Here is a 20,237-nt window from a genome sequence, read left to right on the forward strand (position 1 = left end):
TAAAAAAGTACCGGGAAACTGTCAGACAAAGTCAAGACAGATCGCAACGCGAGGTTTACTGTAGTCGCCCTGCGTCTGGCGATCGTGTCGACGCAGTTGTCCGGACGCCCTTCTCGGGCCGCGCCGGAATTTTCAGTGTTAAAAAGGCCGTTCAAAGTAAAAGGAAACCCGCAGCGATGGCGTATTACCGAACTCCTCACGACGTGACCGCTCTGCCCGCCTGGCAAGCGCTGAATGACCACCGCAAAGCCATGCAGGATTTCAGCATGCGCGAAGCGTTCAATGCCGATCCGCAGCGTTTCAATCAATTCACCCTGTCGAGCTGCGGCCTGTTTCTCGACTATTCGAAGAACCTGATCAACGCCCAGACCCGCGACCTGTTGGTAAACCTGGCCAACGAAGTCGACCTCAAGGGCGCGATCGAGGCGCTGTTCGAAGGCGAAATCGTCAACGCCTCGGAGAACCGCCCGGCCCTGCACACCGCGCTGCGTCGCCCGGTCGGCGACAAATTGCTGGTCAATGGCGTCAACGTCATGCCCGATGTGCACAAAGTGCTGAACCAGATTACCGATCTGGTCGGTCGCATTCACGACGGTCTGTGGCGCGGCTACACCGAAAAACCGATCACCGACGTGGTGAACATCGGCATCGGTGGCTCCTTCCTCGGCCCGCAGCTGGTGTCCGAAGCGCTGTTGTCCTACACGCATAAAGGCGTGCGCTGTCACTACCTGGCGAACATCGACGGCAGTGAGTTCCACGAGCTGGCCCAGAAGCTGCGCGCCGAGACCACGTTGTTCATTGTCTCGTCGAAATCCTTCAATACCCTCGAGACCCTGAAGAATGCCGAGGCCGCTCGTGCCTGGTACCTGGCACAAGGTGGCTCGGAAGCGGAGCTCTATCGCCACTTCATCGCGGTATCGAGCAACAACGCCGCCGCGGTGGCCTTCGGCATCCGCGAAGAAAACATCTTCCCGATGTGGGACTGGGTCGGCGGCCGTTACTCGCTGTGGTCGGCCATCGGTCTGCCAATCGCCCTGGCCATCGGCATGTCGAACTTCAAGGAGCTGTTGTCCGGCGCCTATTCCATGGACCAGCATTTCCAGAGCGCGCCGTTCGACCAGAACATGCCGGTGCTGCTGGCGCTGCTTGGCGTGTGGTACGGCAATTTCTGGGGTGCGCAAAGCCATGCGATCCTGCCGTACGACCACTATCTGCGCAACATCACCAAGCATCTCCAGCAACTGGACATGGAATCCAACGGCAAGAGCGTCCGCCAGGATGGCACGCCGGTGTCCACCGATACGGGGCCAGTGATCTGGGGTGGCGTCGGCGCCAACGGTCAGCACGCCTACCATCAATTGCTGCACCAGGGCACCCAACTGATCCCGGCCGATTTCATCGTGCCGATCGTCAGCTTCAATCCGGTTGCCGACCATCATCAGTGGCTGTACGCCAACTGCCTGTCCCAGAGCCAGGCGCTGATGCTCGGCAAGACTCGCAGCGAGGCCGAGGCCGAGTTGCGCGATAAAGGCGCCAGTGAAGAAGAAGTGCAGAAGCTCGCCCCCCACAAGGTGATCCCGGGCAACCGCCCGAGCAACACCCTGGTGGTCGAACGCATCAGCCCGCGCCGCCTCGGTGCACTGGTTGCGCTGTATGAGCACAAGGTATTTGTGCAAAGCGTGGTCTGGGGCATCAATGCCTTCGACCAATGGGGCGTGGAACTTGGCAAGGAACTGGGCAAAGGCGTCTACAACCGCCTGGTGGGCAGCGAAGAAAGCCCGGCCGAAGATGCTTCGACCCAAGGCCTGATCAGCTACTTCCGCGGACGTCATCGCGGCTGATCGTCCCCCGCTCCTACAGCTCACCGCTGATCCCTGTGGGAGCGAGCTTGCTCGCGATAGCGGTCTAACAGACAACTCCTTTGTTGGATGTTAAATCGTTATCGCGAGCAAGCTCGCTCCCACATTGGCTCCATGTACGACTTGAACTCGATTTTTACTCGGCGCATCTTTATGTCTTGTCGCAAAACAAGAATAAGGAACCGTCATGTTCGATATCAGCCAGTACCCCCACGCCGATGCCGTCCGCCGGGCTGCGCAATTGAGTCAGGACGAGTACAAGCGGCTCTATAAAGAATCCATCGAACACCCCAGCGCCTTCTGGGCCGAGCAGGCCACGCGTTTTCTTGACTGGATGACGCCCTGGCAGACCGTCCAGCGCTACGATTTGAAGAGCGGCGAGGCGAGCTGGTTCGCCGGTGGCAAGCTGAACGTCAGCGCCAACTGCATCGACCGTCACCTGGACACGCGCGGCGATCAGATCGCGATCATCTGGGAAGGCGACAATCCCGCCGAATCGGCACAGATCACGTACAAGAAACTTCACCATCATGTGTGCCGCCTGGCCAACGTGCTGAAAAGCCGTGGCGTGAAAAAAGGCGACCGGGTCTGCATCTACATGCCGATGATTCCGGAAGCAGCCTACGCCATGCTCGCCTGCACCCGCATCGGCGCGGTGCATTCGGTGGTGTTCGGCGGGTTCTCGCCGGACTCGCTGCGCGACCGGATTCTCGATGCCGATTGCCGCACCGTCATCACCGCCGACGAAGGCGTGCGCGGCGGACGGTTCATACCGCTCAAGCGCAACGTCGACAAGGCGCTGGAAAGCTGCCCGGACGTCAGCACCGTGCTGGTGGTGGAGCGTACCCAGGGCGAGGTGGAGTGGGTCGAAGGGCGCGATGTCTGGTACCACCAGGCCATGCACGACATGAGCGACGACTGCCCCCCCGAACCGATGGACGCCGAGGACCCGCTGTTCATCCTCTACACCTCCGGCAGCACCGGCAAACCCAAGGGCGTGCTGCACACCACCGGCGGCTATCTGTTGCAGGCGGCGATGACCTTCAAGTACGTGCTGGATTACCGCGACAACGAAGTATTCTGGTGCACCGCCGATGTCGGCTGGGTCACCGGCCATAGCTATATCGTCTACGGGCCACTGGCGAACGGCGCCACCACGCTGATCTTCGAGGGCGTGCCAAGCCATCCGAGCAGTTCGCGGTTCTGGCAGGTGATCGACAAACATCAGGTCAACATCTTCTACACCGCCCCGACGGCCCTGCGCGCGCTGATGCGCGAGGGCGCCGGGCCGCTGCAGGACACTTCGCGCAAGAGCCTGCGCTTGCTCGGAAGTGTCGGTGAGCCAATCAACCCGGAAGCGTGGGAATGGTATTTCAACGTCGTAGGCGAACAACGCTGCCCGATTGTCGATACCTGGTGGCAGACCGAAACCGGCGGCATCATGCTCAGCCCGCTGGTGAGCGCCCCACGGCTCAAGCCGGGCTGCGCCACCCGGCCGATGTTTGGCGTGCAGCCGGTACTGCTGGATGAAGTCGGCAAGGAGATCAGCGGCGCGGGCAGCGGCGTACTGGCGATAAAATCCAGTTGGCCGGGGCAGATTCGCAGCGTCTACGGCGACCACCAACGAATGGTCGACACCTACTTCAAGCCTTACCCCGGGTACTACTTCACCGGTGACGGCGCCCGTCGAGACGAAGATGGCGACTATTGGATCACCGGGCGCATCGACGACGTGATCAATGTGTCGGGCCACCGCATCGGCACCGCCGAGGTGGAAAGTGCGCTGGTGTTGCACGACAGCATTGCCGAGGCAGCAGTCGTGGGTTATCCCCATGACCTGAAGGGCCAGGGCATCTACGCCTTTGTCACGCCGATGAACGGGGTCGAAGCCAACGACGAGTTGAAGAAGGAGTTGCTGGCCCATGTCAGTAAGGAAATCGGCAGTTTCGCCAAGCCGGAACTGATCCAGTGGGCGCCGGCCCTGCCGAAGACCCGCTCGGGGAAGATCATGCGGCGGATCCTGCGCAAGATCGCCTGCAACGAGCTCGACAGCCTGGGCGACACCTCGACCCTGGCTGATCCGAGCGTGGTGGAGGGTTTGATCGACACACGCCTGAACCGCTGAGACAACATAGACCCCGTGGCGAGGGAGCTTGCTCCCGCTCGGCTGCGCAGCAGACGCAAAATCGCTATTGCCCCTTGGAAAACAGGGGGCGCTTCGCCCCCCAGCGGGAGCAAGCTCCCTCGCCACAAAAGTGCTGCCTGACTCAAACCTGCAGGCGATACCCGGGTATCCATAACTGCTAAACTCCCGCGCCTCATTTCCTTAAGGCGCGCCCGGCATGTCTTCCTTGAATCTGGCGCTGCGCGCCGCCCTCGACCAGCGTCAGGACCTGCTTGGCCAACTGCATCAGCAGGGCACCGATTGCTATCGCCTGTTCCACGGCAGCCAGGAAGGCGCTCCCGGCCTGACGGTCGACCGCTACGGCCCGCAGCTGCTGGTGCAGAGTTTTCATCAGTCACTGGAGCGCGAGGCCCTGTTGCAACTGCACGGCATCGTCAATCAACACTTGGGGCTGGATACCCTGCTGGTCTACAACGACCGCGCCCGGGGCAACTCGCGCATCGACCGCCAGGACAGCATTTATCAGCCTGACGAGGCTGCCTTGCAAGACCTGGTTGGCCATGAGTGGGGGTTGAATTACCGGGTTCGCGGACGTCACGCCGGGCAGGATCCGTTGCTGTTTCTCGATCTGCGCAACGCCCGGGGCTGGGTCAAGGACCACAGCCGGAACAAAAGCGTGCTGAACCTGTTCGCCTATACCTGCGGCGTCGGCCTGAGCGCCGCGGCGGGCGGAGCGCGCGAGGTGTGCAACCTGGACTTCGCCGAGGGCAACCTGGCGGTGGGCCGCGAGAACGGCCTGCTCAATCCCGACCTGCCGACGATGGAATTCGTCCAGTCGGATTATTTCCCGGCGATTCGCCAACTCGCCGGCCTGCCAATCAGTCAACGCCGCGGGCAGAAGCTGCCCGCTTACGTGCGTCTGGAGCAACGCCAATATGACCTGGTGCTGCTCGACCCGCCGGCCTGGGCCAAGAGCGCTTTCGGCACAGTCGACCTGTTGCGCGATTACCAAAGCCTGCTCAAGCCGGCACTGCTCACCACCGCCGAAAATGGCGTGCTCATCTGCTGCAACAACCTGGCGAAGGTGTCCATGGACGACTGGCGCGAGCAGGTATTGCGCTGTGCGGAAAAAGCCGGCCGCCCGGTTCGCGAGTGGAGCGTGCTGACACCTGGCAGCGATTTTCCCTCGCAGGATCAACAACCGCCGCTCAAGACGTTGATCCTCCAGCTCTGAGCCCCCATGAATTCCCACGAATAAAACGGACAATTCTCATAAAACACAGTGGCTTCGGAACCGTAATCACATGCCATACTCCAAGGCACTCCGATTCACACCAGATGAAGCCACACATGCCCAAAGGATTGATTCGCGCTTTCGGCGCCCTGTTGACCGCACTGGCCCTCTACAGTCTGTTGGGTTTTCTGATACTGCCGGGCATTGCCCTGCGGATCGCCAATCAGCAACTGGCCGCCCATGCGACGGTGCCGGCGCAAATCCAGCGCATCGAGCTCAATCCTTTCAGCCTTGAAGTGACCTTGTGGGGGCTGGTGATCGGCGAGCCTGGCAAGGAACAGGTCGGTTTCGAACGGCTCTATGCCAACCTGCAACTCGACAGTCTGTGGTCCGGCGCCCTGCACCTGGCCGACGTCGAGCTGGACAAGCCCAGGACCGAGATCGCGTTCGCCAAGGACGGCCAGCTGAATCTGCTGGGCCTGTTCAAGCTGCCGCCCAGCGAACCGACTCCGGCGGATCCCGACGCCAAGCCGTTTCCCTTGCGAGTCGAGCGGATCAAACTGGCCAGCGGCTACGTGCACTTCCAGGACCTGCGCCCCAGCGAACCCATCGAGTTCCTGTATGACACCCTCGACTTCGAGCTGAAGAACCTCAGCACCCTGCCCGACGACAGCGCCGACATGACCCTGGTGGCCGTCGGTCCCGAGGGTGGGCAGATCGACTGGACCGGTAATTTCAGCCTCGCGCCGATCGCCTCCGAGGGCACGCTCAAGGTGACCGGGGGCCAGATGAAAGCCTGGTGGCCCTACGTGCGAGACGCAGTGCCGCTCGTTCTGGAAAACGGCGTGCTGAACCTCAGCACCGAGTACAAGCTCAACCTCGCCAAGGGCACGGAACTGCTGCTCAATAACGCGTCGGTCAGCGTCGCGCCCTTCGCCATCAAGGCGCCCGACGGCCGTCCGCTGGCAAGGCTGGAGCGCCTGGACGTCAGCGAAACCTCGCTGGACCTGGGCAAGCAGCAGGTCATCGTGGGCAAGATCCGCAGCCACAAACTCGAGACCTGGGCCGCTCGGGAAGCCGACGGGCAGTTGGACTGGCAGAAGCTCTTCGCCAGCCAGGCAGCCAGACCCAAGGTCAAGGCCGAACCGGCCTCGGCCCCGGCCGCCGCCGACTCGCCCAAGCCTGAGCCGACAACACCGCGCAAGCCTTGGCAGGTGATGCTGAAGGACGTGCAACTGCGCGATTACCAGGTACACCTGGCCGACCGCCAGGCGCAGCCGGCCGTGGCGCTGGACCTCGGCCCGCTGAACCTCGACCTGCAGAACTACGACACACTCAACGGCTCGCCTTTCAAACTCAAGCTGGACACCGGGCTGGGCAAACAAGGCAAGCTGCTCGCCGATGGCGAGGTCAATCTGAACCCGGTTGCCGCGAAGCTCAACGTCAAGACCCAGGACATCGACCTGCGGGTCGCCCAGGCCTACATCAACCCGTTCATCCGCCTGGAGCTACGCTCCGGGATGCTCGGCAGCGATCTGGCGGTGGACCTGAAAAGTACCGAACCGCTGGCGTTCGCCGTGACCGGCCGCGCCCAGGTCGATCAGTTGCATACCCTCGACACGCTCAAGACCCGTGACTTCCTCAAATGGCAGCGCCTGGTACTCCAGGGGCTCAATTACCAGCATGGCGACAGCCTGTCGATCGACAAGGTCAACCTGTTCCAGCCCTATGCACGCTTCATGATCAACGATGATCGCACCACCAACGTCGACGACCTGCTGATTCCTCAACCCGCCGACGCCCCGGCCAGAAACACCGCGGCCAAACCGGCACCCAAGGAAAAACCGCTGGGCATTCATGTCGGCGGAATCGCCATCAATGACGGTTCGGCCAATTTCGCCGACTTCAGCCTGACGCCGAACTTCGCCACAGCCGTCCAGCAGCTCAACGGCGAGATCGGCACCATCGACAGCCGCCAGGCCAAGCCCGCCACAGTTGATGTGAAAGGCAAGGTCGATCGCTACGCGCCTGTCACGATCAAGGGCGCGGTCAACCCCTTCGACCCGATGGCCAGCCTCGACATCGCCACCAGTTTCAAACGGGTCGAGCTGACCACCCTGACGCCGTACTCCGGCAAGTTCGCCGGCTATCGCATCCGCAAGGGCCGGCTCAATCTCGACCTGCATTACCGGATCACCAAGGGCCAGCTCCAGGCCGACAACAAAGTCGTGGTCGAACAACTGCAACTGGGGGAAAAGGTCGACAGCCCGGACGCCGTGAGCCTGCCGCTCAAGCTCGCCGTCGCCTTGCTGAAAGATTCCGAGGGCAGGATCTCCATCGAGCTGCCGGTTTCCGGCAACCTCAACGATCCGCAGTTCAGCGTCATGCCGATTGTCTGGCAAACCCTGCGCAACCTGGTGGTTCGCGCGGCACAAGCGCCGTTCAAGCTGATCGGCGGGCTGGTGGCCGGCGGCGGCTCGGAAGACCTGGGCAGCGTGGCGTTCGCGCCGGGCTCCAGTGACCTGAGCAAGGAAAACGAAAACGCTCTGCTCAAGTTGTCCGAAGCCCTGGGCAAACGGCCAGAGTTGAAGCTGGAGATCGAAGGCACCGCCGCCGAAAGCAGCGACGGCCCGCTGCTCGCCGCCCAGCGCCTGGAACGCGAATACCAGTACAACTACTACAAGATGCTGCAGCGCAGGGGCGACAAGGTCCCGGCCAAAGCTTCGTTGCTGGAAGTACCGGAAGACGAAAAAGCCCCGCTGCTTGAAGGCATCTATCGCACTCGCCTGAAGACTCAACCACCGGCCGAATGGACACAACTGGATAAACAGGCCCGCATCGAAAAACTCCGTGAAGGGGTCATCAGGTTTTGGAGCGGCAGTGACCTGCTGTTGCGCGAACTGGGGCAGGAGCGGGCCAGCAGCATCAAGGATTTCCTGGTGGACAAGGGCAAGCTGGCCGATGACCGCGTGTACTTCATCGACGCCAGCCTCGGTCAGGCCGAAAGCGACGGTAGCGTCATTACCCCTATGCATCTGGATGCCGAATGAAAATGAAGTGTCTGTCTGGAATCGGCCTGGTCCTGCTGCTTGCGACCGGCCATGCATCAGCCGCCGAGACCCTGCGCTGCGGCAGCCAATTGATCAGCGTCGGTGATCGCTCCAGCGAGGTGCGGCAGAAGTGTGGCGAGCCCACGGCGCGCGATGACCTGGGCTACCAACGCAGCGCCAATCGCCGGGAAGAGTACCCGGTGGAGGAATGGACCTACGGGCCCAACAACGGCATGTACCAATACTTGCGCTTCGTGGGGAATCGGCTGGTGGAGATCACCAGCAAGCGTGGGCGGTGATTGTGCCTCTGGGACAGGCATTTCTCATGCATAGCGCCGACGCCTTCGCGAGCAGGCTCGCTCCCACGTTTGACTGCATTTTTGCCTGACGAAACTCGGTCCAGTGTGGGAGCGAGCCTGCTCGCGAAAAGAACAACCCGGTTTCCTGGCCGTACACCAGGTTTTCTCCCCAGAATAGAACAGGCCCCCGGCACGAATGCCGGGGGCCTGTAATGGCCACGTCCCTGTGGCCTTTCGCATGAACTCCAAAGCAACGGCATACGTATATCTCAGCCCGCGTGCCGTGCCTTCTCCCGTTCAGGCGAGAAGCCTAGCCTTACTCGGCTTTCAGACCGTCAGCCGATACGGCTTTGACGCCTTTGATTTTCTTGGTGATTGCCACAGCGGTGTCTTTTTGTGCCTCAGTAACCTTGGTCATAGAAGACAGGGACACAACGCCTTTGTTGGTTTCAACCTTGATGTCGGAGCCTGGAATGCCTTTCTCGGTGACCAGGTCAGCTTTGACCTTGGTGGTGATCCAGGTGTCGGAAACGTCTTCCTTAGCCTCTGTCACTTCGCCAGCAGCCAGCATCATCGGTGCCTGAGTCGCTTGAGTGGTCTCGGCAAATGCGTTAGCCATGGTCAGGGTCAGTGCAGTGGCAGCAGCGGCAGTGATAGCGAACTTCTTCATACGAGTAACTCCTGTTTTTCTCAGAAACTGCCGAAAGTGCATCGCGGCAGGTTGTCAGGAGTAGTGCGAAGGCTGTGCCAGTTTTGAAACAATCAGATTTCCCTTTAAATTCATATAGTTAAGCGAAGCGGCATTTTTCACAATCATGCAATTTGCATGACCGGATGATTTGGTACATGCAAGTTGCGGGTTTTGGCCCGGTTGCTAACTCCATGAATTGCGTAAACATTTCTCACCCAATAAAAAGCCCCGCTATAAAAGCGGGGCCAAGTCATACGGCATGGTCTATGCCCCGTCACAACCTGCTGGCAAGAATTCTTGAGCAGCGGTTGAAGTACAGGTCCAGACCCCTGTAGCCGCCCGACTGAGCGTAATAGTCCTGCCGAGTACAGGAGCAGGTGCGTTAACAAGAGTGCAAACGATCGCGCCTACTCCAGTGTTAGCCACGCCTTCCGCCGTAATAGTGCAGTTGCTGGTAGGGGATGTGCCGCCAATGTTGGCCAGCGTGGGGGCCGTTCCTTGATTCATGACATCTTCGAACGCCACCCTCAAGGTAGAAATTTCCGCCAAGCCCGCTGTCGCCTTTGCCCGCGCCTGGTACCTCGAATACTGCGGCAACGCAAACGTCGCCAGGATGCCGATGATCGCCACCACAATCAGCAGCTCGATCAAGGTGAAACCCTTTTGCCTGTTCATAGTCATCTCCCTTGTATGAGTCGGATCTCATGCGATGACACGAGCATTGCACGGCACATGCCAACCACCGCGGCCCCGCCAGCCGAAGCTTTTCCAGCGACATACGAGCAAGGTCCTACCCCAACAACCGCACTATCTGACGCTTTTTGTCACCTCTGCTCGCTGGTGAGGCACCGATGCTTGACTAGGCTATAAATCATGAACAGTCCGCCACCGGTATTCCCATGAATGACATCGCCCTCAGCGGCCTGGCCAAGCAACTGGTGCTGGCCGAACTGATCACTGAACAAAGCGCGCAGCAGGCCTACCAACAGGCGCAGCGCAATCGCACGCCCCTGGTCAGCTATCTGGTGCAGAACAAACTCGTCCAGAGCCGCCAGGTGGCGGAAATCGCCTCGGAGCATTTTGGTATCGCCCTGCTGGACCTCAACAGCCTCGACAAGGACAACCAGCCCGCTGGCCTGGTCAGCGAGAAACTCGTGCGCCAGCATCACGCCCTGCCCCTGTGGCGGCGTGGCAACAAGCTGTACGTGGGCATTTCCGATCCGACTAATCACCAGGCCATCAACGACATACAGTTCAGCACCGGCCTGACCACCGAAGCCATACTGGTGGAGGACGACAAGCTCAGCGATGCCATCGAGAAGTTCTTCGAGTCCAGCAGCACGGGCCTGGAAGGCATGGCCGACGTCGACCTCGACGGCCTCGACATCGAGTCGATCGATGACCGCAAGCAGGATGCCATCGCCGGCCAGGACGGCGACGATGCGCCGGTGGTGCGCTTCGTCAACAAGATGTTGCTGGACGCGATCAAGGGCGGCTCTTCCGACCTGCACTTCGAACCCTATGAAAAGACCTATCGGGTACGCGTGCGCACCGACGGTATGCTGCGGGAAGTCGCAAAGCCGCCCATCCAACTGGCCAACCGCATTGCCGCGCGCCTCAAGGTGATGGCGAGCCTGGACATTTCCGAACGACGCAAGCCCCAGGACGGACGGCTGAAGATGCGCCTGTCAAAGACCAAGTCCATCGATTTCCGGGTCAACACCCTCCCCACGCTTTGGGGAGAAAAGGTGGTGATCCGGATCCTCGATCCCTCCAGCGCGCAAATGGGCATCGACGCCCTGGGCTACGAACCGGAACAGAAAGACCTGTACATGGTGGCCCTCAAGCAACCCCAGGGGCTGATTCTGGTAACCGGGCCGACCGGCTCGGGCAAGACCGTGTCGCTGTATACCGGCTTGAACATTCTCAACACCGTGGACATCAATATTTCCACCGCCGAGGACCCGGTGGAAATCAACATGGAAGGCATCAACCAGGTCAACGTGAATCCGCGCCAGGGGCTGGATTTCGCCCATGCACTGCGCTCGTTCCTGCGCCAGGACCCGGATGTGATCATGGTCGGCGAGATCCGCGACCTGGAAACCGCCGAGATCGCCATCAAGGCGGCCCAGACCGGACACCTGGTGCTGTCCACGCTGCACACCAACAGCGCCGCCGAAACCCTGATCCGGCTACAGAACATGGGCATCCCAGGTTTCAACATCGCCACGGCAGTGCACCTGATCATCGCCCAGCGCCTGGCGCGCAAGTTGTGCATGCACTGCCGCAGAGCCATCGAGATTCCCGAGGAAACCCTGCTCAAGGAGGGCTTCCCGCGGGAACGCATCGGCTCATTCACGATCTATGAGCCGGTCGGTTGCGAACAGTGCAACAACGGCTACAAGGGTCGCGTGGGGGTCTACGAAGTGGTCAAGAACACGCCGGAGCTGCAGCGGCTGATCATGGCCGAAGGCAACTCCCTGGAAATCGACCTGCAAATGCGCAAGGACGGCTTCAATGACTTGCGCACCTCGGGGCTGGTCAAAGTGATGCAAGGCGTCACCAGTCTCGAAGAAATCAACCGGGTCACCAAGGATTGAGCATGGCGGTCAAGGCAGCAAAAACCGACGTCTACACGTGGGAAGGCAAGGACCGCAAAGGCACAAAAATGTCCGGCGAACTGACCGGCCAGAGCCCGGCATTGGTCAAGGCGCAGCTGCGCAAGCAAGGGATCAACCCGGGCAAGGTACGCAAGAAGTCCACTTCGATATTCAGCAAGGGCAAACGCATCAAGCCGCTGGATATCGCGCTCTTCACCCGTCAGATGGCGACGATGCTCAAGGCCGGCGTTCCTCTGCTGCAGGCATTCGACATCATCGGCGAAGGCTTCGACAACGCCAACATGCGCAAGCTGGTGGACGAAGTGAAGCAGGAAGTCGCCGCCGGCAACAGCTTCGCCGCCTCGCTGCGCAAATGCCCGCAGTATTTCGACGAGTTGTACTGCAACCTGGTCGATGCCGGTGAGCAGGCCGGTGCCCTGGACACGCTGCTGGACCGAGTCGCGACCTACAAGGAAAAGAGCGAAGCCCTGAAGGCAAAGATCAAGAAAGCCATGACCTACCCCGCAGCGGTGATCGCCGTCGCGGCGGTGGTCACCAGCATCTTGCTGATCAAGGTCGTGCCGCAGTTCGAGTCGGTATTTTCCGGCTTTGGCGCGAAGCTGCCGGCCTTCACGCTAATGGTCATCGGCTTGTCGGAGTTCCTGCAAGACTGGTGGTGGGTGCTGCTTGGCGGAGTGGTGGGCGGATTTTTCGGGGTGAAATATGCCCTCAAGCGCTCCCAGGCGTTTCGTGACTGGCGAGACAAGTGGCTGCTCAAGCTGCCCTTGGTCGGCACCTTGATGTACAAGTCCGCCGTGGCGCGTTACGCGCGCACGCTCTCGACCACGTTCGCCGCCGGCGTGCCGCTGGTCGAAGCCCTCGACTCCGTCTCGGGCGCCACCGGCAACGTGGTATTCAAGCGTGCCGTGCAGCGGATCAAGCAGGACGTCTCGACCGGCATGCAGTTGAACTTCTCCATGCGCACCTCAGGCATTTTTCCGAACCTGGCGATCCAGATGACCGCCATTGGCGAAGAGTCCGGTGCGCTGGATGACATGCTCGACAAAGTGGCGAGTTTTTATGAGGCCGAAGTGGATAATCTGGTGGACAACCTCACCAGCCTGATGGAACCCTTCATCATGGTGATCCTGGGGGTGGTCGTCGGCGGCCTGGTGGTTGCCATGTACATGCCCATCTTCCAACTCGGCTCTGCGATCTGACATGCCCCTGAGCGAATTTTTCGTGCTTTACCCGCTGGCCTTCGTACTGACAGCGCTGCTGCTCGGGTTGATCATTGGCAGCTTTCTCAACGTGCTGGTGTGGCGCCTGCCGAAGATGCTCGATCGCGAGTGGCGCCTGCAAGCCCAGGACTTGCTCGGCCTGCAGGCCGACGCCCCCGGTCCGGTCTACAACCTGATGCTGCCCCACTCCCAGTGTCCCCATTGTGGCCATCGCATCCGCGCCTGGGAAAATATTCCGCTGTTGAGCTACCTGATGTTGCGCGGCCGCTGTTCCAGCTGCGCCGTGCCCATCGGCAAGCGCTACCCGCTAACCGAACTGGCCTGTGGCGTCCTGTCGGCATTCATTGCCTGGCATTTCGGCTTCGGCTGGCAGGCCGCCATGGCGATGCTGCTGAGCTGGGGCCTGCTGTCCATGAGCCTGATCGACGCCGAGCACCAGTTGCTGCCCGACTCCCTGGTGCTGCCATTGTTATGGCTGGGCTTGATCGTCAACAGCTTCGGGCTGTTCGTCTCGCTGAACCAGGCTTTGTGGGGGGCGGTAGCCGGCTATCTGGCGCTGTGGTCGGTGTTCTGGCTATTCAAGCTGCTGACCGGAAAAGAAGGCATGGGCTACGGCGACTTCAAGCTGCTGGCGATGCTCGGTGCCTGGGGCGGCTGGCAGATTCTGCCGCTGACGCTGCTTTTGTCGTCGCTGGTGGGCGCCATTATCGGCGTCATTGTGCTGCGCACGCGCGGCGCGCCGACGTCGACCCAGATCCCGTTCGGACCTTATCTGGCCATTGCCGGCTGGATTGCCTTGCTCTGGGGTGGTCAAATAACCGACTTCTATTGGCAGTCAGTCGGTTTCTAATGAACAGCTCTGCGAAAAAACCCTGGATCCTCGGCCTGACCGGTGGCATCGGCAGCGGCAAGAGTGCGGCGGCCGAGCACTTCATCGACCTGGGTGTGCACGTCATCGACGCCGACCATGCGGCGCGCTGGGTCGTTGAGCCCGGGCGCCCGGCGCTGGCAAAAATCAGCGAACACTTCGGCCCTGGTGTATTGCAGGCAGACGGTACGCTCGATCGGGCAGCGCTGCGCAGGCTCATCTTCGAAAATGCCGAGGAACGCCGCTGGCTGGAGGCATTGCTGCATCCGCTGATCGCCGAAGAAATCGTCCATCACCTGGGCCAGGCGCAATCGCCGTACGCGATTCTGGTATCGCCACTGCTGATCGAATCCGGGCAGTACGCGATGACCCAGCGGATCCTGGTGATCGACGCTCCGGAACAATTGCAGATCGAACGCACCTTGCAGCGCGACCAGACCAGCGAACAGCAAGTCCAGGCGATCCTCAAAGCCCAATCCAGTCGCCAGGACCGTCTGATCCATGCCGACGATGTGGTGGTCAACGACCGCGACCTCGCCTGGCTGCACAGCGAGGTCGAACGCCTGCATCACTTCTACCTTACTTTGCGTGGAGGCCAACCATGAGCCAAACCCCAACCGTTGATTGCCCAACCTGCGGCGCCCCTGTCGAATGGACCCCGGAAAGCAAATTCCGGCCGTTCTGCTCCGATCGCTGCAAGCTGATCGACCTGGGCGCCTGGGCGTCGGAAGAACACAAGATCCCGGTCGCACCGGATGCCGAGGATGAATTGTTCAGCGAAGACTTCAACCCTCGCTCCCATCACTAGGTTTTCCATGGCATGAGGGCCTGAAGGCGGTGCAGCCTAGAAGTGAATCAAGGCTTGTCGTCATCGTTCCAGGGGGCCGACAGGTAGCGCGTACGGTTGAAGGTTTCCAGCCATTCGGGGCTGAACACCACCAGCGCGCTGACCACCATGCCGTTGATGAAGGCCTCGGGAAAGATCATCAGCCAGAGATAGCCGATGAAATCCTCCAGCCAATAAGGCATCGCGAAGATGCCGTCATACCACAGCAGGCCAAGCCCCAGCAGTAGGCACGCCAAAGCCGACAATGCGGCGGCGAGGAATCCCGAACAGAAGATATACACGAACAGATTGCGCGGCTGGGCACGCTCCACCAGGATCGCGCAGCATTCGGTCACCAGTACCGGCAGGAGAACCAGCAGCGCGCCATTGGCCCCGATGGCCATCATGTCCTGGCGCCCCAACAGCACCAGCGCAAGCTGGGCAAATAACCCGCCAAGGATCGCCAGCGGCCAGTCCAGCAACAAGGTGACGGCGGTCAGGCCAATGAAGTGGTACGAGACCCCCGTATCGAAATCCCGTCGCACCATCCACAACAGGATCAGCGCGAATACCGTGCCGAACAAGAGATGCTGGCGGCGACTATCTGTAAACAGCTCGACCCACGGTGCCTTTGCCACCGCCCAGGCCAACACCGGTACGTAGATCAACCAGCCGACCGCCAGGGTCTGCGAGGAGAGCAACTCGGCACCGATCATCGACGTACTCCTTTGGCGTGCCCCTGCATCAGAGACCCCATGATCGCCCTGAGATTCAAGCCGGCAGTCTACACCCCCGCCCGACCGCGATTAATCAACGCAACGCTTTCGGCTTGTCGTAATTGAACGCTAAGCTTGGGCTCATGGATGATTCCGATTATTTACGCTTGTTGACCATCGCGGCCGAACAAGCCAACGCCTTCCTCTCCAATGCCCGCAAATGGGAGCGTGAGCGTTGGGTCTGCCAGCGCCTGCTGCAAGGGCTCAACGTGCCCTATCGCGCCGATGAGTTCGCGCCCGCCGGGGAGCCGCCGGACGTGTTGTTTCGCGACGCCAATTTCGAAGTGTTTTTTGTCCTCGATGAAGGCCGTCGCCTCAACGATGAATGGCGCGACGAACTGCAACGCCGCCGTAGCGCCTTTTCCCTGAGCCAACTGGTGCGTCGCGAGGCCAAGCCAAGACGGATTCCGGCCAACGAGTTCCTGATGAGACTGGCCCCGACCCTGCGCAAGAAAGCCCATAACTACACCGAGCGCGGCATGGACCTGGGGGAGCTGGATATCATCGCTTTCGCCAGCCTCAAGCGCGAAGTCCTCGACCTCAACAGCCACTTCCCGCCGCCCACCGAGTACCTGCGCCAAGGGTGGCGCTCGTTGTCGCTGGTGGGCCCGACCTTTGCCCGCGTGCTGTTCGCCCATCCCGATGCACCCGACTTCCTGCGGGGCAACCTGGGCCGCAGCATCGTCTTCGATGTGGGGATCAGCCTCTGAGCCCGTTACAGGAACTGATCGCCGCCGTGCCGCAGCGGGGCCGGGTACGCTGGATCGGCGTGCGCCCCGCAGGGCATGCACCGATGATCGAGCTGGACGCCGTCGAGGCACGACTGGAAGCCGGCCTGACCGGCGATCACGCTCGCCCCGGCGTGCGCAATGCGCGGCAAGTGACGTTGATCCAATGGGAACACCTGGCCGTGATCAGCTCGCTGATGGGCCGTCCCGAAGAACAACCGGTGCGTCCCGAGGAGCTGCGCCGCAACATTGTGGTCAGCGGCATCAACCTGTTCAGCCTCAAGGGTCGGCGTTTTCGCATCGGCCAGGCGATCTTCGAAACCACCGGCTGGTGCCAACCCTGCGCGCGACTTGAGCGAAATCTTGGCGAAGGCACGTTCCAGGCCGTACGCGGCCATGGCGGAATCACCGCCCGGGTGTTAAAAAGTGGAATCATTCGCCTGGACGACAGCCTGATCGTCGAGCCCGTCCCGGCAACCGGCTACGCTGCTTTTAACGCCGGATAGCCGGACGCTGTAACGTCTGCACCTTTCGCAACGTCTACCTGACGAGGCCTTTATGACCAGTCGCCTGAACCCAGAAGACCAGAAGCATGTCGAAGAGTACCTGCAACTGTCCCAGCACCGAGTCGAGCGCCGGCCTTTCCGGCCGTGGATGCTCCTGGTGGTGGTACTGGCCATCACGATTGGCCTGGGCCTGTTGAGCCGATTGATCAGTTACCTGACGCTATGAGCCGATTGATGCTCGCGCGGGTAACGGCACCAAATTCCTTTAGCCTTGCGAGATATCCCCATGACTCATCGTATTGTCATCGTTGGCGGCGGCGCCGGCGGTCTGGAGTTGGCTACCCGTCTGGGTAAGACTCTTGGCAAGCGTGGCACGGCCAGTGTGATGCTGGTCGACGCGAACCTGACCCACATCTGGAAACCCTTGCTGCACGAAGTGGCCGCCGGTTCCCTGAATTCTTCCGAAGACGAACTCAACTATGTCGCCCAGGCGAAATGGAACCACTTCGAGTTCCAGCTCGGGCGCATGAGCGGCCTGGACCGTGAGCGCAAGCGCATCCAGTTGGCCGCCACCTACGACGAAGCAGGCCTGGAGTTGTTGCCGGCCCGCGAGCTGGGCTATGACACGCTGGTGATCGCGGTCGGTAGCACCACCAATGATTTTGGCACCGAGGGCGCGGCGCAGCATTGCCTGTTCCTCGACACTCGCAAACAGGCCGAGCGCTTCCATCAGCAGTTGCTGCACCACTATCTGCGCGCCCATGCCGGGCAGACTGACGTGGTCGAGCGCATCAGCGTCGCGATTGTCGGCGCGGGCGCCACCGGTGTCGAACTGGCAGCCGAGCTGCATAATGCCGCCCATGAATTGCACGCCTATGGACTGGACCGGATCAAACCGGAAAACATGCACATCACTCTGATCGAGGCCGGTCCACGGGTCTTGCCGGCGCTGCCGGAGCGGATCGGCGGGCCAGTGCACAGGACTCTGGAAAAACTCGGGGTCAAGGTCATGACCAACGCGGCCGTCAGTCAGGTGACTGCCGACAGTCTGATCACCGCAGATGGCAAAGTGATCGACGCGAGCCTGAAAGTCTGGGCCGCCGGGATTCGCGCGCCGGAGTTCCTCAAGGACATCGACGGCCTGGAAACCAACCGGATCAATCAGTTGCAGGTGCTGCCTACACTCCAGACCACCCGCGACGAGAATATCTTCGCCTTTGGCGACTGCGCCGCCTGCCCGCAACCGGACAGCGACCGCAACGTTCCGCCCCGTGCCCAGGCCGCGCACCAGCAGGCCTCGCTGTTGGCGAAATCGCTGAAGCTGCGGATCGAAGGCAAGGCCCTGCCTGACTACAAATACACCGACTACGGCTCGCTGATCTCGCTGTCGCGCTTCTCGGCGGTCGGCAACCTGATGGGCAACCTCACCGGCAGCGTGATGCTTGAGGGCTGGCTGGCGCGGATGTTCTACGTGTCGCTGTACCGCATGCATCAGATGGCGCTTTACGGCATGTTCCGCACGGCGATGCTGATGCTGGGCAGCAAGATAGGGCGTGGGACCGAGCCTCGGTTGAAGTTGCATTGAGGCCTTACTGACGATTGTGCTGGATCAGCAGTATTAGTGCTGACTGATCCACCGTCATCGCGAGCAAGCTCGCTCCCACAGTTGATCGCGGTCATCCTGTGGGAGCGAGCTTGCTCGCGATGAGGGCGGTACAGTCAGTACTTAATCTCGATCAAACCTGAAACCGCTGCACCATCGTGCGCAGCGAGTTCGCCAACTGCGAAAGTTCATGGCTGGACGCGCTGGTCTGGTCGGCCCCAGTGGCCGAGCGCACGGACAAATCACGGATATTGACCAGGTTGCGATCCACCTCGCGGGCCACTTGTGCCTGCTCTTCGGCGGCGCTGGCGATCACCAGGTTACGCTCGTGGATCTGATGCACCGACGCAGTAATGGTTTGCAGCGCCTCCCCCGCGCGCTCGGCCATTGCCAGGGTACTGGCCGCACGGCTGGAGCTGGCCTGCATGGAATCCAGGGCCTGGGTGGCACCGCTGCGCATGCCTTGGACCATCTGCTCGATTTCCTGGGTCGATTGCTGCGTGCGATAGGCCAATGCCCGGACTTCGTCGGCGACCACGGCAAAACCACGGCCGCTCTCTCCCGCCCGCGCCGCTTCGATGGCCGCGTTGAGCGCCAACAGGTTGGTCTGCTCGGCAATGGCCCGGATCACATCCAGCACCTTGCCGATGTCCTGGGACTGGCTGGCCAGGGATTGCACCAGGCCGCCGGTGATTTGCACATCGCTGGCGAGGGCGCTGATCGCGTTGACGGTATCGCTGACCCGCTCCTGGCCCAACATCGCCGACTCGCTGGATTGGCGTGTCGCATCGGAGGTGGATACCGCGTTGCGCGCGACCTCTTCCACGGCGGTAGTCATTTCGGTGACCGCAGTGGCGGCCTGCTCGATTTCGTTGTTCTGCTGTTGCAGGCTTTGAGTGCTATCGAGCGTGACGGCGTTCAATTCATCGGCAGCGGTCGCCAGTTGCGTCGCCGAGCCGCTGATGCCCTGCAGGGTTTGCCGAAGGTTCTGCTGCATGGTGGCCAACGCCTTGAGCAGGCGACTCACTTCATCATTGCCATGGGTCTCGATCGGCCGGGTCAGGTCACCGCGGGCCACACTCTCCGCGGCAGTCAGCGCCTCGCCCAGCGGCTTGACGATACTGCGGGTCAGCAACATTGCCAGGACCACCGTGGCCAGAGCCGCCAGCACCACGAACAGACTGACGATCATCCGCGAGTTGACGTAGTGCTCCTGGGATTTCTGGCTCTCGATGGACACCTGCTTGGAGAACAGTTGCGCAAGGTCGTTGAGCTGCTTGCCCGAGCCATCCACCACGGTTTTCATGTCCACCAGCAACAACTTGATCAATTCATCCCGCCGCCCCTGCTCCGCCAGGGTGAATGACTGGGCGATCCCCGCGCGGTAGGCGGTGAAGGTCTGCTTGAACTGTTCGTAGAGCGCCTTGCCTTCCGGTGTCACCACAAGCTTGTCGTAACTGGCGATTTTCTCGCTGAGTTCCTTGTCGCGGGTATCCATCTGCCCGCGATACACCGGGATGTTCTTCGGGTCTTCATCCAGGGCCATGCGCAGGGAAATGGTGCGAATGCGCAACATCAATTCGCGGATCTCGTCGCCGCCCCGGATACTCGGCAGCCATTGGGTTTCCACCGCGACCTCGCTGTCGCGAATACTCGACATCTGCCCCAGCGCAAATACGCCGAGCAGCGCCACCAGCACGGCGATCAAGGCGAAACCCAGCGCGGCGCGGGGGGCGATATTCAACTGACGAAGAAACATAACGGGCGCCTTTTCTTGTTATCGGCCTGAAGAGAGGGCGATCGTTCATGCCCCTGTCGGCGGGTTATCGGC

General features: G+C 61.1%; 18 protein-coding genes. 14 read left to right on the forward strand and 4 right to left on the reverse strand.

Going from position 1 to position 20,237, the window contains the following annotated elements:
• Positions 1-176 precede the first annotated feature (176 nt).
• The 5 genes from pgi (at position 177) to J3P91_RS23230 (ending at position 8,567) form a co-directional block, all read left to right on the forward strand.
• Positions 177-1,841, forward strand: a complete 1,665-nt coding sequence (gene pgi / locus J3P91_RS23210) for a glucose-6-phosphate isomerase (RefSeq protein ID WP_305498770.1) — start codon at positions 177-179, stop codon at positions 1,839-1,841.
• A 205-nt stretch (positions 1,842-2,046) separates the two neighbouring features.
• Entirely contained in the window at positions 2,047-3,984 is a 1,938-nt protein-coding gene (gene acs / locus J3P91_RS23215; RefSeq protein WP_305498769.1) for an acetate--CoA ligase, read from the forward strand.
• Positions 3,985-4,201: 217 nt separating this feature from the next.
• Positions 4,202-5,218 carry a class I SAM-dependent rRNA methyltransferase gene (locus tag J3P91_RS23220; protein WP_434601860.1) on the forward strand — a complete coding sequence of 339 codons (1,017 nt, stop codon included), beginning with the start codon at positions 4,202-4,204 and terminating at the stop codon, positions 5,216-5,218.
• A gap of 116 nt (positions 5,219-5,334) precedes the next feature.
• Positions 5,335-8,268 (forward strand): DUF748 domain-containing protein, encoded by a 2,934-nt coding sequence (locus J3P91_RS23225; RefSeq protein WP_434601861.1) that lies wholly within the window; start codon positions 5,335-5,337, stop codon positions 8,266-8,268.
• A 2-nt stretch (positions 8,269-8,270) separates the two neighbouring features.
• A complete protein-coding gene (locus tag J3P91_RS23230; protein WP_434574095.1) occupies positions 8,271-8,567 on the forward strand; it encodes a DUF2845 domain-containing protein in 297 nt (98 codons plus the stop codon).
• 316 nt (positions 8,568-8,883) lie between these two features.
• Here J3P91_RS23230 and J3P91_RS23235 read toward each other — a convergent pair whose 3' ends face one another.
• Entirely contained in the window at positions 8,884-9,237 is a 354-nt protein-coding gene (locus J3P91_RS23235; RefSeq protein ID WP_305498762.1) for a BON domain-containing protein, read from the reverse strand.
• Positions 9,238-9,522: 285 nt separating this feature from the next.
• Positions 9,523-9,933, reverse strand: coding sequence for a pilin (locus J3P91_RS23240; protein WP_434571767.1), 411 nt, complete (start codon positions 9,931-9,933; stop codon positions 9,523-9,525).
• 224 nt (positions 9,934-10,157) lie between these two features.
• Here J3P91_RS23240 and pilB point away from each other — a divergent pair, with 224 nt between their 5' ends.
• Genes pilB through yacG form a run of 5 tightly spaced genes read left to right on the forward strand, consistent with a single transcriptional unit; the run spans position 10,158 to position 14,775 of the window.
• Positions 10,158-11,858, forward strand: coding sequence for a type IV-A pilus assembly ATPase PilB (gene pilB, locus J3P91_RS23245; protein WP_434571765.1), 1,701 nt, complete (start codon positions 10,158-10,160; stop codon positions 11,856-11,858).
• 2 nt (positions 11,859-11,860) lie between these two features.
• Positions 11,861-13,078 carry a type II secretion system F family protein gene (locus J3P91_RS23250; RefSeq protein ID WP_434601862.1) on the forward strand — a complete coding sequence of 406 codons (1,218 nt, stop codon included), beginning with the start codon at positions 11,861-11,863 and terminating at the stop codon, positions 13,076-13,078.
• Between the two features lies 1 nt (position 13,079).
• The gene (locus J3P91_RS23255; RefSeq protein ID WP_434571761.1) at positions 13,080-13,949 is read left to right on the forward strand and encodes a prepilin peptidase; all 870 of its coding nucleotides are present in this window, start codon (positions 13,080-13,082) and stop codon (positions 13,947-13,949) included.
• Entirely contained in the window at positions 13,949-14,572 is a 624-nt protein-coding gene (gene coaE / locus J3P91_RS23260; RefSeq protein ID WP_434601863.1) for a dephospho-CoA kinase, read from the forward strand. The genes J3P91_RS23255 and coaE overlap by 1 nt, the downstream gene beginning before the upstream one ends.
• Positions 14,569-14,775 (forward strand): DNA gyrase inhibitor YacG, encoded by a 207-nt coding sequence (yacG, locus tag J3P91_RS23265; RefSeq protein ID WP_434571758.1) that lies wholly within the window; start codon positions 14,569-14,571, stop codon positions 14,773-14,775. The genes coaE and yacG overlap by 4 nt, the downstream gene beginning before the upstream one ends.
• 47 nt (positions 14,776-14,822) lie before the next feature.
• On the opposite strand, the gene J3P91_RS23270 is transcribed toward yacG, so the two are convergent.
• Complete coding sequence (locus J3P91_RS23270) at positions 14,823-15,509, reverse strand: energy-coupling factor ABC transporter permease (protein WP_434601865.1); 687 nt, start codon at positions 15,507-15,509, stop codon at positions 14,823-14,825.
• A gap of 143 nt (positions 15,510-15,652) precedes the next feature.
• Here J3P91_RS23270 and J3P91_RS23275 point away from each other — a divergent pair, with 143 nt between their 5' ends.
• From J3P91_RS23275 to J3P91_RS23290, 4 genes are read left to right on the forward strand one after another with little or no spacing between them, the layout of a single operon-like run.
• Positions 15,653-16,279 carry a DUF1780 domain-containing protein gene (locus J3P91_RS23275; RefSeq protein ID WP_030140261.1) on the forward strand — a complete coding sequence of 209 codons (627 nt, stop codon included), beginning with the start codon at positions 15,653-15,655 and terminating at the stop codon, positions 16,277-16,279.
• A complete protein-coding gene (locus J3P91_RS23280) occupies positions 16,276-16,803 on the forward strand; it encodes an MOSC domain-containing protein (RefSeq protein WP_434571754.1) in 528 nt (175 codons plus the stop codon). Before J3P91_RS23275 ends, J3P91_RS23280 begins: the two co-directional genes overlap by 4 nt.
• A 52-nt stretch (positions 16,804-16,855) precedes the next feature.
• Positions 16,856-17,029: a DUF3094 family protein gene (locus tag J3P91_RS23285; protein WP_076386361.1), complete on the forward strand. Its 174-nt coding sequence runs from the start codon at positions 16,856-16,858 to the stop codon at positions 17,027-17,029.
• Positions 17,030-17,089: 60 nt separating this feature from the next.
• Positions 17,090-18,388, forward strand: coding sequence for an NAD(P)/FAD-dependent oxidoreductase (locus J3P91_RS23290; protein ID WP_434571751.1), 1,299 nt, complete (start codon positions 17,090-17,092; stop codon positions 18,386-18,388).
• 151 nt (positions 18,389-18,539) lie between these two features.
• Here J3P91_RS23290 and J3P91_RS23295 read toward each other — a convergent pair whose 3' ends face one another.
• Entirely contained in the window at positions 18,540-20,165 is a 1,626-nt protein-coding gene (locus J3P91_RS23295) for a methyl-accepting chemotaxis protein (RefSeq protein WP_305498740.1), read from the reverse strand.
• Between the last annotated feature and the right edge of the window lie 72 nt (positions 20,166-20,237).

The sequence above is a fragment of the Pseudomonas sp. Z4-7 genome (assembly GCF_051131965.1).
GTDB lineage: Bacteria > Pseudomonadota > Gammaproteobacteria > Pseudomonadales > Pseudomonadaceae > Aquipseudomonas.